Here is a 15,515-nt window from a genome sequence, read left to right on the forward strand (position 1 = left end):
CAACAAGAAGAAATTAAAGCAATTAGACAAAAGTATATTAATGAAGAAGATAATTTAACGAAACTAAAAAAAATAGATCAGCAAGTTTCTAGTAGAGCTAGTATTTGTTCAATAACTTTTGGAATAATTAGTACATTGATATTTGGTTTAGGACTTACATGTGTGTTAAAATGGCAAGTATATATTTTAGGAATTATTATCTCTTTATTTGGCTTATTAGGGGCTTGTTTAGCTTATTTTTTACATGATTATTTATTAAATAAATTAAGAAAAAAATATGCACCAATCGTTATTGAACTAACTGATCAGTTATTAAAATAAAGCTATGATTTAAACGCTGTAATTAGCGTTTTTTTATCAATAAAATAATAATCCAACTGCTTGTATAATTATTTGATATAATTTTATAGCTCATTTTTTTAGAAAGTTTTTTATATCTTAATTTTAATTAAGAAACAAAAATTCAATTAGTCAAATAGGTCAAAATAGTTTAATATATAGGTAGTAAGATGATGATTAGTTTTGGAGGAAAAGTGGATGAAAGTAGGGTTAGTATTAGAAGGCGGTGCTATGCGCGGGATGTATACAGCAGCGATACTAGATTTATTTTTAGATCATCAAATTAAAATAGATGGAATCGTTGCGGTTTCGGCTGGGGCATTATTTGGAGTCAATTACCCATCTAATCAACGGGGACGGACATTAAGATATAATAAAAAATATGTTAAAGATAAACGCTATATGGGCTTTAGTTCCTTGCTTAAAACGGGAAATATTGTTAATAAGGATTTTGCTTATTATCAAGTACCATTTGAGTTAGATGCTTTTGATGAAGCAGCTTATCAAAAATCAAAGACTGATTTTTATGCAACGGTAACTAATGTTCAAACTGGTTTACCAGAATATATTAAAATAACTAATGCGACCCAGCAAATTGAAGTCTTACGGGCCTCTTCTGCGATGCCCTTTGTTTCTAAGATTGTTAAAATCGGTGATCAAAAATATTTAGATGGTGGTGTAGCTGATAGTATTCCATTACAAAAGTGCATTGATTTAGGATACGATAAAATTATTGTCATTTTAACAAGACCAATTAATTATCGTAAGAAAAAAGCTGATCCACTATTAGCTAAACTGTTTTATCATCGATATCCTAAATTTGTTGAAGCAATCAATAATCGCTATAAAAACTATAATGATATGGTAGAAATGATTATTGAAAAAGAAAAGAACCAGGAAATCTTTGTTTTTCGACCAAGTAAAAAAATTGATATTAAAAGAATTGAACGGGATCCTGATAAATTACAAGAAATGTATGATCTTGGAATTGAAGATGGTAATCGTTTAATTGAAAAATTAAAACAATATTTAAAAGAATAAGGAGAATATGATGAAATTGAAAAAATTTTTAAAAAGTAAATTGATCTGGGGAATTGTAATTGTTTGTATTATGATCGTTGGATTTATAGGATATAGTAAAACAGTAATTAAAAATTATAATAATTCCAATCCAAGAGATGCCATCGCTAAATATATTTATGATGATAATCCTACTTTTAAAGTAATGTTTATGGATGTGGAAAAACTTGATGTTACTGAATTGGAATTAGATAATACTTATGAATACTATATAATCAAAGATGGTTCCTGGTTTGGTAAACCAAATAATCGCGGTGGAACTTTCTTTTTAAAACACGAAAATAATAATTATTATGTCGTTGATTATGATAATATTCCCTATAAGTAAAATAACTGTTCCATATAATCAAAGTTATATGGATTTTTTGTATAAATGCTCATCTACTTGATAAATCGTTTGAATGGCTTTTTTGATTTCACCTTCAAAATCAAAATCACCTTTTTTTAAACACCACATAACTTCAAAACCAGTAAATGCATAACTTAAACATTTATATAAATCATAAGGGTTACTAGTATTTAAAAACTGGTTAGCCTCTTGTCCCTTTTTAGTAATGGCCAGACAAATGGCTGAAAAATCATCACGAAAGTCAAAACTGCCTTGATCTTGATCAAGATTTATTTTAAACATTTGACCGATAATATCAAAACCGGCATTTTTACTTTGTTCAACCAATGATAAAAAACATAAAAGTAGTTGTTCATAATAATTATCAGCTAAGATCAAACCAGGGACATTACTGGAAATTTCTTTAGTAATATCATCATATAAATGAATGATCGTATCTTCTTTATTTTTAAAATATTTATAAAAAGTTGGTTTGGTTATCTTAGATTGTTTGCAAATATCTTGGATCGTTACATTATTAAAGCCGTTTGTTTGATATAGTTTATATGCTTGTTTTAGTATTTTATCTTTTGTTTTCATCGAATCACCATACCTATTATAAATGATTTTAAAAAAGATGTAAAATTATCTTTTGAAAGCCTTTACATTTACTTTGGTAAATGATAAACTTTACTCAAGTAAAGTAAAGGAGAAATATTATGGAAATGGGATTATTCGACAAAACTTATATTGGGAAAATGAAGTTAAAAAATCGTATTTTTATGTCGCCAATGGGAACAACTGGTGAAGCAGATGGTGCTTATAATATTGATGCCATCAATTATTTTATGGAAAGAGCTAAAGGGGGTACAGGATTAATTATTACTGGTGCTAATGTGGTATCAACTAAATACGAACCACGTCCTTGTACCGAATTATCAGATTTTCATCATGTTGAAAGATTAAATATGTTGATCGATCGTTGTCATCATTATGGTGCTAAAGTTTGTGTACAATTATCACCAGGGCTTGGTCGCCAGCAATTTACCGATCCATTTACGCCACCATATAGCGCTGGTAGTGTAGGATCATTCTGGTTCCCAGATTTAATTTGTAAACCATTTAGTAAAGAAGATATTCATTATTTAGTTGAAAAAATTGGTTATTCAGCTTCTTTAGCAGTTATGGCTGGTGCTGATGCAGTTGAATTACATGCTTATGGTGGTTATTTATTAGATCAGTTCCAATCTAAACAATGGAATAATCGTGATGATGAATATGGCGGATCTTTAGAAAACAGAATGCGTTTTACTTTAGAATGTATTGAAGCGATTAAGAAAAATGTACCTGATAGTGTAGCAGTAATTGTTAAATTTACACCTGATCAGCGAGTTGATGGCTTTAGAGATCTTAGTGAAGGAATTGAAATGGCTAAAATCTTAGAAAAAGCTGGTGTTGATGCTTTACATGTAGATACTGGATGCTATGAAGAGTGGTATCAGGCAATTACTACAGTTTATTCTAAACCAGGACACAAATTAGATGTTCAAAAAGCAATTAAAGAAGTTGTAAATGTACCAGTATTAGGTGATGGAAAATTATTTGATCCTGATCTTGCAAGTAAAGCTGTAAGCAGTGGTATTTTAGATTATGTTGGCTTAGGACATGAAATGTTAGCTGATCCTCATTGGGCTAATAAAGTTAAAAAAGGTCAAATTGATGATATTAGACCATGTGTTGGCTGCAATGAATGTTTATTAGCGGGATTTAGTGGAAAACATTATTACTGTGCTGTAAATCCAACTTGCTATGCTGAAAAAGAATATGCTTTACCAACAGGCGGTGATACTAATCGTAAAGTTTTAGTTATCGGTGGTGGTCCTGGTGGTATGGAAGCGGCTATTACTGCCCGTCGTCGTGGTTACCAGGTTGATCTTTGGGAAAAAAGCGATAAATTAGGTGGAATGTTATATCCAGCTGGAGGACCTGAATTTAAAAAAGATGTTTTAAAATTAGTTACTTATTTAGAAAATCAATGCACTAAATTAAATGTTAATGTTGTTTTAAATAAAGAAGCAACTGCGGATAATATTAATGATTTAGATTATGATCGAATCATTTTAGCTACTGGTGCCAGTGCTGTTATGCCGCCAATTGAAGGAATTGAAAAAGCTAAATTAGCGATTGATTATCTAACTGATCAAGTTGAAGTTGGTGATAATGTAGTAATTATCGGTGGTGGTTTAGCAGGAACTGAAGCTGCTTGTGCGATTAGTCAAAGTGGTAAAAAAGCAACGATCGTTGAAATGTTACCTGATGTTTTAGCGATTGCCAACCATTGTTTAAATAATGATCAGCATTTGCGGAATATGTTAAAAGAATGTAAGGTAGAAGTAATTGGAAATGCTAAAGTAACAAAAATCACTGATAATACTTTAGTATATCAAAAAGATGGTAATGAATATACTCTAACATGTGATACCGTTTTAAATGCAGCTGGATTTAAACCTAATAACCAGTTAGAAGATTTATTAGAAGCTAAATATGATGATAAAGTAGTTGTTATTGGTGATGCTGTTAGTCCAAGAAAGATCTTAACAGCAGTTCATGAAGGATATCATGCTATTAGAGTAATGGAATAAAGGAACTGAAAAGTTCCTTTTTCTTATAAGTAAAACTTATAAGAATGATTAGTAAATAAGATTGTTGAAACATAAAGTTTCAATTACAATATTAATAGATAAGGAAAAAGGAGAAGAATATGGAAGGAAAATTAGGGTTTGGCTGTATGCGATTACCAATGAATGATGACCAGGTTGATTATCAACAATTTAATGCGATGATCGATGCCTATATGCAAGCAGGATTTAATTATTTTGATACTGCTCATGGTTATGTTCAAGGAAAAAGCGAAACAGCATTAAAAGATTGTTTAGTAGCGCGCTATCCTCGTGATAGTTATATTCTTACTAATAAATTATCAGTTCATTTTTTTAAGCAGGAAAGTGATATTATACCATTATTTAATGAACAATTAGAAAAATGTGGTGTTGATTATTTTGATTATTATTTAATGCATGCTCAAGATAAAGAAATTTATCAGCATTTTAAACGGACTAATGCTTATCAAGTAGTACAAGGATTAAAAGAAGCGGGAAAAATTAAACATATTGGTATTTCATTTCATGATAAAGCTGATGTTTTGGAAATGATCTTACAGGAACATCCAGAAATTGAAGTAGTCCAAATTCAATTTAACTATAAAGATTACTTAGATGCCGGAGTTCAAAGTAAAGCCGTCTATGATGTTTGTGTTAAATATCAAAAACCAGTTATTGTCATGGAACCAATTAAAGGTGGCGGTTTGGTAAATTTACCAGATCAGGCTAAAGCAATATTTGATAATTTGCAACAAGATTTAAGTTATGCCAGTTATGCGATTCGTTTTGCTGCTAGTCAATCAAATGTTATGATGGTTTTATCCGGAATGAGTAATCTAGAACAGATGGAAGATAATCTTAGTTATATGCAAGATTTCAAACCAATAACTAAACAAGAATATCAGGCTATTGATCAGGTAGTTGATATATTGAATCAAATGGGAGGAATTGCCTGTACAGCTTGTCGCTATTGTGAAGATGGCTGTCCAATGAAGATTGCCATCCCCGATTTATTTGCTTGTTATAACGCTAAGATTCAATTTAATGACTGGAATAGTAGTTATTATTACAATGTTAATACTAAAGATCGTGGTAAAGCTTCAATGTGTATTGGCTGTGGCCAATGTGAACGAATCTGTCCTCAACACTTACCAATTATTGAGCATTTAAAAGAAGTAGCAAAAACGTTTGAATCATAAGATGTCTTGATAGACATCTTTTTATCATATCAATGCTTTTTTACTCTAGTAAGCTTTTATTTTAAGGATACTTGATATTTGTCTAGGCATAATATATAATGTGCTTAGACAAGTTTGGAATTTAAGCCACAGCAAATAAAAAAGGAACGCTGCAACGTTCCTTTTTTGGTATACTATCAAAAATATTAATGCCAAATACCTAAACGTAAAATCTTTTTATTATTGACAAGTTATGGTAGAATGACAAAAGGTGATCGATAATGAATGAGCGGATATACATGGCAATTGATTTAAAATCTTTTTATGCTTCGGTTGAATGTGTGGCTAGAAGATTGGATCCTTTAACGACTAATTTAGTTGTAGCTGATGCTAGTCGTAGTCATAAAACAATTTGTTTGGCTGTTTCACCAGCTTTAAAAAAGTATGGGATTCCTGGTAGGGCTAGATTATTTGAAGTAATTGAACAGGTAAAAAAAATAAATTATCAAAGGGCTAAATTGATTCGTGGTGATTTTATTAATGCTTCATTTGATGAATTAGAACTACAAAAAAATCCACGACTAAAATTATCATTTTTGGCAGTTAAACCACGAATGGCTTTTTACCGTGAGTGCAGTAAAGAAATCTATAATATTTATTTGAAATATTTATCTCCTGAAGATATTCATGTTTATTCAATTGATGAAGTTTTTATTGACGCTACTAGTTATTTAAAAACTTATGGATTAACGGCAAAAGAATTTGCGAAAAAGTTGATCTTAGATATTTATAAAACAACTAAAATTACAGCAACAGCCGGAATTGGGACGAATTTATATTTATGTAAAGTAGCTATGGATATTGTCGCTAAACATATAAAACCCGACCAGGATGGTATTTGTATTGCTTATCTAGATGAAATGACTTATCGCCAAAAGTTATGGCATCATCAGCCAATTACTGATTTTTGGCGGGTTGGTAAAGGTTATCAAAAAAAGCTGTATCAAGAAGGACTTTATACTATGGGTGATATTGCCAGGTGTTCATTAGGTAAAGAGGATGAATATTATAATGAAGATTTGTTATATGATTTATTTGGGATCAATGCAGAGTTATTGATTGATCATGCCTGGGGCTATGAACCGTGTACGATGAAAGATATTAAAGCCTATAAACCGGAACATAATAGTATTGGAGTAGGCCAGGTATTAGATCATCCTTATAATTTTGAAATGGGAAAATTAATTGTCAAAGAGATGCTCGATAGCCTAACACTAGATTTAGTAGAGAAAAATCTAGTTACTAACCAGATCGTAATTACGATTGGCTATGACAAGGAAAATGTAGCTAAAGGTAAATTTCAGGGAACGGTTACGATTGATCGTTATGGTCGTAAGATTCCTAAACATTGTCATGGAACGATTAATTTAAAATCATATAGTGCTTCAACTAAATTAATTACCCAGTCAGTAATGGAATTTTATGATAAAAAGGTTGATCGAAAACTAACAATCAAGCGAGTTTCGATTTTTGCTAATCGAGTCGTTGATCAAAGCCAGATAGAAAAGCAGCCAACCGTGGAACAGTTAGATTTATTCACTGATTATAACCAGCTCGATAAACAAAGAAAAAAAGAGAAAATTGAATTAGAAAAGGAAAAAAGATTACAAGAAGCAACGTTAAAAATTAAACAAAAATATGGAAAAAATGCTTTATTAAAAGGAATGGATTTTCAAGAAGGAGCCCCCGCTAAAGAACGTAATGGGATGATTGGTGGTCATAAAGCATAAAGGAGTTTTAATGAATAAATACGATGATATTATCAATTTACCCCACCATGTTTCGACTAAACATCCTCGGATGTCTAATTACGATCGAGCTGCTCAGTTTGCTCCTTTTGCTGCTTTAACGGGACATCAGGAAGCAATTAAAGAAACAGCTAGGATTACAGAAAAGAAAAAAGAACTTGATGAAAATCAGCGCGAATTAATTAATTATCAGCTTTCAATTCTAACAACTAAAATAAAATCAAAACCCGAAGTACAAATTACTTATTTTCAAGCTGATTTAAAAAAAGCGGGTGGTAAATATATTACGATCAAAACTAAAATTGAAAAAATTGATGAATTTAAGCGACAGCTGCAATTAGTTGATGGAACGATAATTGCGTTTGATGATTTATTTTCAATCGAATAATAAAAAGCAGTATGGATTACATACTGCTCAATTAATTATTTATCTCCAAAATATCTGTCTAATAAACCTTTAAGAGCTTTACCATGTCTAGCTTCATCACGAGCCATTTCATGAACTGTATCATGGATTGCATCTAAGTTGTTTTTCTTAGCGCAAGTAGCTAATTCAACTTTACCAGCAGTTGCTCCAAATTCACAATCAACACGCCAAGCTAAGTTATCTTTAGTAGTAGCTTTCATATTAGGTTCTAAATCTTCTCCTAATAATTCTGCAAATTTAGATGCATGTTCTGCTTCTTCCCATGCAGCTTTTTCCCAATATAAACCAATTTCAGGATATCCTTCACGATGAGCAATTCTAGCCATGCATAAATACATACCTACTTCTGAACATTCACCTTCGAAGTTAGCTTTTAATTGGTCGAAGATATATTTTTTATCTTCTTCAGAAATATCTGGGTTGTTTTTTACTGTTTTTGCATAGATTCCATATTCATGTTCTGCTGCTAAAGTTAATTCACCTTCAACTTCTTTGAATTTGTCAGCACCAACGTGACAAACTGGACATTCTGCAGGAGCAGCATCTCCTTCATATACATATCCACAAACTGTACATACAAATTTTGCCATTATTTTATCCTCCTATTGTTGTATAGATATTATATCCACTACAATTGTACTTCTTTAATTGGCTTTCGTCAACTTACAAGTTTTTTTTGTGACAATAAAGTTATTTAATAATAGCTGAATGTCGTTTTTTATCGTTGCTTCTAAATCATAACTGCCTTGATGGGCCACCCAGTCATAACCAATTCCCCGGGTATGTCGTAATAATAATTCCCCAAGACTATCAACATCTGTCGTTTCTTTAATTAATCCTTCTTTTTGAGCTTTAATAATTAACTGTTTTAAATAAATATGAAAAAATCTCGTTTCATCAGAAAAAACATTATTAGTTTGTTTTTTTAATGTTAGTTTCAATATCTCGGTTGTGATGGAAATACCATGATCTTTAGCACCAATTACTTCATGATATAAAAGATCAATGATTGCTTCAATCGTAGAGCTATATTGTTTATGAATCAATGTTTCCTTGATTAAATCATCAAACTGTTTAAATGCTGCAAATACAACATCTTCCTTAGTTTTGAAGTGGTGATAAAAAGCCCCAATTGAAATATTTGCACTTTCACAAATTTTAGTTACTGTAACCTCCTCTAATGTTTTTGTTTGTAATAATTGCCACACAACATTAATGATTTTATTTCTAGTTTCTTGAGCCTGGATTTTTCGATTTGTCATTTTTTCTTTCATAAAGGATATTATAAAGTTATTTTAGTGATTGTACAAGCTTAAAAATAGTGCTAAAATAGTATTACCGAATAATATTCGCCGAATATTATTTTGTGAAAAGAGGAGGATAGGAAAAATGGAAAATTACGAAGCATTATTTACTCCTTTTAACATCAACAAAACAACGATCAAAAATCGAATCGTGATGTGTGCAATGGGAGGAACAGCATTATTTGAAGGCGGGATCAAAGAAAAAACAAAGCGTTATTATTTAACAAGAGCTAAAGGTGGCGTTGGTTTAATTATCCCCGGAATTTCAACAATTAGAGATATGTGGGGTCGTGATGGCTGGCTTCATGAAGAAATTGAAAACTGTTTTGATGATTTGAAAGAATTTATGGAACAGATTCATAGCTATGATTGTAAATTATTTGTCCAGATTGGAGCCGGAATGGGAAGAGCGTTATCAATTACTTCCGCAATGTATATTCCCGGTTGTGATACCGTTAAAGCGATGAATGGTCCGAGTGAAGGTTTACCAAATGTTTGGGTTCCCGAAAAGAAACATCGAGCTTTAACTAAAGAAGAAATTCATAGTTATATTGAAGAATTTGGAAAATGTGCTAAATTATTAAAAGCAGCCGGGGTTGATGGTGTTGAAGTTCATGCGGTTCATGAAGGGTATTTATTAGATCAGTTTGCCATTGAAGCAACTAACTGGCGCAAAGATGAATATGGCGGATCATTAGAAAATCGGTTACGTTTTGCCTGTGAAATTGTTAAAGAGATAAAAAAACAAGCTGGTGAAGATTTCCCGGTTTCAATGCGTTATAGTGTCGCTAGTAAAATGAAAGGATTTAATCAAGGCGCTTTACCTTATGAACCATACCATGAATTTGGTCGTAGTCTAGAAGAAAGTCCAGCGGTAGCAAGAATCTTAGAAGAAGCTGGTTATGATATGTTGAACGTTGATAATGGTTCTTATGATTCATGGTATTGGGCTCATCCACCTATGTATATGCCACAAGCCTGCAATTTACCAGATGCCGTGTTTATTAAAAAATATGTATCAATTCCGGTCTGCTGTGCCGGAAGAATGGAAAATATGGAACAGTCTTATCCAGCTATCGTTAATCATGAAATTGATGCTATTGGGGTAGCTAGACAATTTTTAGCTGATCCAATGTGGCCTAATAAATTAAAGGATGGTAATCGTTTAGATATTAAACCATGTATTGCCTGTCATAATGGCTGCTTTGGTTTATTATGGGGTGCCGGAACTCGCTGTGCTATTAATGCTGCGGCGATGAAAGAAAAAGATTATGAACTAACTCCAGCTACTACGATAAAAAATATTGCTGTTGTCGGTGGTGGAATTGGTGGTATGGAAGCAGCAATGGTCTTAGCTAAACGCGGTCATCATGTTTCATTATATGAACAAAGTAATGAATTAGGTGGTGTCTTTATTGCGGCTGCCGCCCCTGAATTTAAAGAAGCGGATAAAGAATTGATTAAATGGTATAATCGTGAAATAAAAAAATATAATATTGATATTCATTTAAATACTAAAGTAACTAATCTAGATGATTTAAATGCTGATGAAGTTATTTTAGCAATCGGAGCTAAAGCACGAACATTAAAAGTAACTGGTGCTAAAGAAAATCCGCCAGTTGAAGCAATTGAATATTTACGTGGTTATAAACCAGTTGGTAATAAAGTAACTGTTATTGGTGGCGGTTTAACCGGATGTGAAATTGCTTATGATCTAGCTTTAAAAGGTAAAGAAGTTACGATCGTTGAAATGCAAGATGAAATCTTAAAAGTTAAAGAATTGGCAGCTCCAAATGCTACGATGCTTAAAGATTTATTGAACTATTATCAAGTAAATGTTATTACTAATGCTGCAATTAGTGAAATTACTGGTAGTGGCTTACGTTATGAATTAAATGGTGAAAGTTATGGTTTATTATCAGATACGATCATTACTTCAATTGGTTATGATTGCCAAAACGAATTAAAAGAAAAATACCAAAATAATCCTAAAGTTCACTTATTAGGTGACGCTAATTTTGTCGGAAATTTAAAACATGTAGTCTGGCAGGCTTGGGATTTAGCTAAAGAATTATAATATTACAAGGATAGCAGTTGCTATCCTTTTTAAACTGATTTAAAGATAATTTGCATCTAAAAAATATATTTGGTAAAATTATAGAGCTAGGAGTGATAAGATGAATCGTGATTTATTAGAAAAATTAATTGATGTTGTTGACCAGGGGTATGATATTATGCAAGAATACGCCAATAAACCACGGCAGTTTAATGGTATTATGTTATATCCGGTAGAAACCCAGACATTAGAAATTATCGCTAAAAATCCGGGAATTACGGCTTCTAAGATTGCTAAGGAATTAAAGAAAACATTAAGTGCCAGCAGCCAAATCTTAAAAAAACTGGAACAAAAAGAGCTTATCACTCGAAAAAAGAATCCTGATAATAATCGGGAATATAATTTATTTTTAACTAAAATCAGCCAGGATGTAATTAAATTGCATGGTGAACTTGATGAAATGATTTATAGTCGCTATCTTGAAAATTTAATTGCTTTAAAAGATGAAGAAATTGAGAGTTTTATCAAGGTACAAAAAGCTTTGAATTTAGAGTTTTTAAAGGATTTAAATGAAACATTTTAAATCTTTTTTTATTGCAATAATTAGTAAATAATGTATACTATAGTTAAGCACCTTAACAATTAGGTGAGTGGAGGTATAGCAATGAAATATGATTTTGAAACATTGATTGATCGTACTTTAAAAGGATCAGCTAAATGGCAAGGTATGAAAGAAATAAATCCTGATGTTCCTGATGGAATCGTTCCGCTTTCAGTTGCTGACTGTGATCTTAAATTAGCACCAGAAATTCAAGCAGGATTAATTGAATTTATGCAAAATGATCCGGTTTTAGGATATAGTGCCCCTACTGATGAATATTATCAATCAGTAATTAATTGGATGATGAATAAATTTAATTATTCAATTGAAAAAGAATGGATCGTTTTATCAAACGGGGTAGTTCCGGCTTTAGGTGATGGTGTTGGTGCTTTTACCAAAGCGGATGAAGGGGTTATTATTTTTACACCAGTATATTATCCGTTTTATAAAGCAATTGAAAATAATGGTCGAAAGATTGTTAAATGTCCATTAATTAATAATGAAGGTCATTATGAAATTGATTTTGCTTTATTTGAAAAATTAGCTAAAGATAGTAAAAATACTTTATTGATTTTATGTAGTCCTCATAATCCAATTAGTAGAGTATGGAGTAAAGAAGAATTAGAAAAAGTAGCCAAGATCTGCTTAGAAAATAATATTATTATTTTAAGTGATGAAATTCATGAAGATTTAATTATGCCTGGTTATAAACATACACCAGTAGCTACTTTAAGTGAAGAAATAGCGGATATTACCGTGACTTGTACAGCTCCTAGTAAAAGTTTTAATATTGCCGGATTACAAGGATCTAATATTATCATCAAAAATCCTGAACTTAGAGAAAAATTTGTTTTACAGCAAAGTAAAAAAGGATTCCATACTTTAAATACCATTTCTTTTGAAGCAACTAGACTTGCTTATAGTAAAGGGGCAGCCTGGTTAGATGCTTTTAAAGAATTGATTTATCAAAATTATCAAATGTTAACAGCTTTTATTCAAGAAAAACTGCCAAAAGTAAAAGTTACTCCTTTAGAAGGAACTTATTTAGTTTGGCTTGATTTTAGAGCTTATAATTTAGATTATAAAGAACTTGAAAAGAAAATGATTCATGCTAATATATATTTAGATGAAGGTTATGTTTTTGGTGATGAAGGAAAAGGTTTTGAACGAGTTAATATTGCGACTCCTTCAAAAGTATTACAAGAAGCATTAAACCGTATTTATGAAGAATTTAAAGGAGAATAGAACTATGAAAAATGTCGTAAAAACAAATCAGGCACCAGGCGCTATTGGACCATATAGCCAAGGAATTAATTTAGGAGATTTATATTTCTTTTCAGGACAAATTCCATTAGATCCCGTAACTAATGAAATGCCTGAAGGAATTGAAGCTCAAGCTCATCAAGCATTAAAAAATGTTAAAGGATTATTAGAAAGTCAAGGATTAGATTTCTCTAATGTAGTTAAAACAACAGTATTTTTAGATAACATGAATGATTTTGCTACTGTTAATGAAATCTATGCTCAATATTTTGTTGAACCATATCCAGCTAGAAGTGCCGTAGAAGTTGGTTCTTTACCAAAAGGAGCTTTAATTGAAGTAGAAGTAATTGCAGCTAAATAGATTATTAAAGTCGAGATCGAATTGCTCGACTTTTTTTGTTTTGCCATAGTTTTAAACTATGACAAAGTAGAGATTTTTGATATTTTACAAGCCTTGAACCCTTTTTTATAATAATTAAAAAGGTGGGAAAATAAATGTTAAAAATTAAATATGATATTGTTGGATCTTTTTTAAGACCGGAAGAAATTAAAGAAGCGCGAAAAAAATATTTTGCGGGTGAAATTTCATTAACTGAATTAAGAAAGGTAGAAGATCAGGAAATTGAAAAGTTAGTAGCTAAAGAAGTAGAACATGGCTTAAAAATCGTAACCGATGGTGAATTTAGACGGCGCTGGTGGCATTTAGACTGGCTTAAAGAGTTTAATGGGTTTACGACTAAACATTTAGATAAAGAGCGTAATGGTCAAATTAATCATATTGAATTAGGGATGATTTGTGGCAAAATTGATTATGACCCTAGTCTTGTACATCCAGAAATGGAAGCTTGGGATTTTTTGTTCAATTTAGTTAAAAAATATCCCGGAATTGAAGCGAAAAAATGTATATCTGGTCCCAATATGATTTTGGTTGATCATTTCTTACAGTTAGGTTTAAAAGAAATACCTTATTATGGTCAAGATATTAATGCGTTAATTGAGGATATTGGACTTGCTTATCAAAAAGCAATTAAAGATTTTTATGATCATGGCTGTCGTTATTTACAAATCGATGATACTTCATGGACTTATATGATCGATCAGGATTTTTTAAAGAAAGTAGCTGCTTTAGGTTATCAAAAAGAAGAAATTTTAGAATGGTTTAGGATTGTTTCTACAAAAGCATTAGAAAATAAACCGCAAGATATGACAATTGCTAATCATTTTTGTAAAGGTAATTTTAAAGGATATCCATTGTTTTCTGGTTTTTATGATTCAATCGCGCCAATTATTTGTCAGATTCCTTATGATGGTTTCTTTGTAGAATATGATGATGAACGTTCGGGATCATTTGAACCTTGGAAAAGATTAAAAGATAGTGATACGACTTTTGTTGCCGGTTTGATTTCAACTAAAAATCCGGTTTTAGAAAGCCATGATGAACTTAAACAAAGATATTTAGAAGCGAAAAAAGTTGTTGGTGATAATATTGCTTTGTCGCCACAATGTGGTTTTGCATCAGTTGAAGAAGGAAACTGTATTGATGAAAAAAGACAGTGGGAAAAAATTGATTTATTAGTATCGTGTCAAGATTTTTTATAAAGCTTTGGAAACCCAAGGCTTTTTATTTGTATATTTTTATGAGTATGTTATAATAGATGTAACTTAAATAATTACATCTATTGGAGGATAACATGAATAAAGAAAAATATTTAATTGATTATTTATTACAAGAAAGAAAGCAGCAAGTTGATATTAATGACTATAGTTTTGATTTATATCGAGCTTTAGTTAATTTACGAATGCCTGAAAATATTGATGAAAAGTATCTAGAAATTGAAGATCAGTACTTACAAGAAATTAATCATCAAAAAGGAATTATTGAAATTAATTCACCAGGGATTAGTTTATGGCAAGGGGATATTACTAGATTAAAGGTAGATGCTATTGTCAATGCGGCCAATAATCAAATGTTAGGCTGTTTTGTCCCAGGGCACTATTGTATTGACAATGCAATTCATACTTTTGCGGGAATACGCTTACGCTTAAAATGCAATGAGTTAATGGTTAAACAAGGTTATTTACAGCCAATCGGCAAAGTTAAAGTAACGCCTGCTTATAATTTACCAAGTCGTTATGTTTTTCATGTCGTCGGTCCGATTGTTAATGGAAAACTGGAAAATAAACATCGTGTTTTATTAAAAATGTGTTATCAAAATTGTTTAAAACAGGCTGATAATATGAATTTAAAGTCAATTGCTTTTTGTTGTATATCAACAGGTGTATTCCATTTTCCAAACGATGAAGCTGCTAAAATTGCAATTGAAACAGTGTTGGAATATTTACCAACAAGTAAAATTGAACAAGTGATTTTTAATGTTTTTAAAGATGAAGATAAAAAAATCTATCAGTATTTATTGAAAAATATTGATAATAATGTCGTCAATACTAAAATAAACAGCATTTAAGAAAAA

At 31.2% G+C, this 15,515-nt stretch carries 16 protein-coding genes; 13 read left to right on the forward strand and 3 right to left on the reverse strand.

From position 1 onward, the window contains the following. From J7M77_RS06690 to J7M77_RS06700, 3 genes are all read left to right on the forward strand, one after another. Positions 1-321, forward strand: a 321-nt coding sequence (locus J7M77_RS06690; RefSeq protein ID WP_296877059.1) for a hypothetical protein, incomplete at its 5' end; no start/stop codon positions are given. A 216-nt stretch (positions 322-537) separates the two neighbouring features. After that, entirely contained in the window at positions 538-1,380 is an 843-nt protein-coding gene (locus tag J7M77_RS06695) for a patatin family protein (protein ID WP_296877060.1), read from the forward strand. Between the two features lie 10 nt (positions 1,381-1,390). After that, positions 1,391-1,747: a hypothetical protein gene (locus J7M77_RS06700; RefSeq protein WP_296877061.1), complete on the forward strand. Its 357-nt coding sequence runs from the start codon at positions 1,391-1,393 to the stop codon at positions 1,745-1,747. Positions 1,748-1,771: 24 nt separating this feature from the next. On the opposite strand, the gene J7M77_RS06705 is transcribed toward J7M77_RS06700, so the two are convergent. After that, entirely contained in the window at positions 1,772-2,347 is a 576-nt protein-coding gene (locus J7M77_RS06705) for a TetR/AcrR family transcriptional regulator (RefSeq protein ID WP_296877062.1), read from the reverse strand. A 119-nt stretch (positions 2,348-2,466) separates the two neighbouring features. On the opposite strand from J7M77_RS06705, the gene J7M77_RS06710 reads away from it, so the two are divergent. The 4 genes from J7M77_RS06710 to J7M77_RS06725 all read left to right on the forward strand — a co-directional run bounded on the left by J7M77_RS06710 (position 2,467) and on the right by J7M77_RS06725 (position 7,781). Then, on the forward strand, positions 2,467-4,389 hold the full coding sequence (locus J7M77_RS06710) for an NAD(P)/FAD-dependent oxidoreductase (protein ID WP_296877063.1): 1,923 nt from the start codon (positions 2,467-2,469) through the stop codon (positions 4,387-4,389). 119 nt (positions 4,390-4,508) lie between these two features. Further along, positions 4,509-5,606, forward strand: coding sequence for an aldo/keto reductase (locus J7M77_RS06715; RefSeq protein WP_296877064.1), 1,098 nt, complete (start codon positions 4,509-4,511; stop codon positions 5,604-5,606). Positions 5,607-5,866: 260 nt separating this feature from the next. Beyond that, complete coding sequence (locus J7M77_RS06720; protein WP_296877065.1) at positions 5,867-7,375, forward strand: DNA methylase; 1,509 nt, start codon at positions 5,867-5,869, stop codon at positions 7,373-7,375. A gap of 10 nt (positions 7,376-7,385) precedes the next feature. Then, entirely contained in the window at positions 7,386-7,781 is a 396-nt protein-coding gene (locus J7M77_RS06725; protein WP_296877066.1) for a YolD-like family protein, read from the forward strand. Positions 7,782-7,816: 35 nt separating this feature from the next. Here J7M77_RS06725 and J7M77_RS06730 read toward each other — a convergent pair whose 3' ends face one another. Together J7M77_RS06730 and J7M77_RS06735 are read right to left on the reverse strand one after the other, a co-directional pair. After that, positions 7,817-8,410, reverse strand: coding sequence for a rubredoxin-like domain-containing protein (locus J7M77_RS06730; RefSeq protein WP_087303376.1), 594 nt, complete (start codon positions 8,408-8,410; stop codon positions 7,817-7,819). Positions 8,411-8,464: 54 nt separating this feature from the next. Continuing rightward, the gene (locus tag J7M77_RS06735; RefSeq protein WP_296877067.1) at positions 8,465-9,082 is read right to left on the reverse strand and encodes a TetR/AcrR family transcriptional regulator; all 618 of its coding nucleotides are present in this window, start codon (positions 9,080-9,082) and stop codon (positions 8,465-8,467) included. A gap of 127 nt (positions 9,083-9,209) precedes the next feature. Between J7M77_RS06735 and J7M77_RS06740 the strand changes: the two genes are divergently transcribed. From J7M77_RS06740 to J7M77_RS06765, 6 genes are all read left to right on the forward strand, one after another. Further along, the gene (locus J7M77_RS06740; RefSeq protein ID WP_296877068.1) at positions 9,210-11,201 is read left to right on the forward strand and encodes an FAD-dependent oxidoreductase; all 1,992 of its coding nucleotides are present in this window, start codon (positions 9,210-9,212) and stop codon (positions 11,199-11,201) included. A gap of 100 nt (positions 11,202-11,301) precedes the next feature. Further along, the gene (locus tag J7M77_RS06745; RefSeq protein ID WP_296877069.1) at positions 11,302-11,763 is read left to right on the forward strand and encodes a MarR family transcriptional regulator; all 462 of its coding nucleotides are present in this window, start codon (positions 11,302-11,304) and stop codon (positions 11,761-11,763) included. A gap of 81 nt (positions 11,764-11,844) precedes the next feature. Then, positions 11,845-13,026: a MalY/PatB family protein gene (locus J7M77_RS06750; protein WP_296877070.1), complete on the forward strand. Its 1,182-nt coding sequence runs from the start codon at positions 11,845-11,847 to the stop codon at positions 13,024-13,026. 4 nt (positions 13,027-13,030) lie between these two features. Further along, positions 13,031-13,405, forward strand: a complete 375-nt coding sequence (locus J7M77_RS06755; protein ID WP_296877071.1) for a RidA family protein — start codon at positions 13,031-13,033, stop codon at positions 13,403-13,405. A 134-nt stretch (positions 13,406-13,539) separates the two neighbouring features. Continuing rightward, positions 13,540-14,643 (forward strand): 5-methyltetrahydropteroyltriglutamate--homocysteine S-methyltransferase, encoded by a 1,104-nt coding sequence (locus tag J7M77_RS06760; protein ID WP_296877072.1) that lies wholly within the window; start codon positions 13,540-13,542, stop codon positions 14,641-14,643. Positions 14,644-14,735: 92 nt separating this feature from the next. Continuing rightward, positions 14,736-15,509: a protein-ADP-ribose hydrolase gene (locus tag J7M77_RS06765; RefSeq protein ID WP_296877073.1), complete on the forward strand. Its 774-nt coding sequence runs from the start codon at positions 14,736-14,738 to the stop codon at positions 15,507-15,509. Positions 15,510-15,515 lie beyond the last annotated feature (6 nt).

The organism is Thomasclavelia sp. (assembly GCF_017889095.1).
Lineage (GTDB): Bacteria > Bacillota_I > Bacilli_A > Erysipelotrichales > Coprobacillaceae > Thomasclavelia.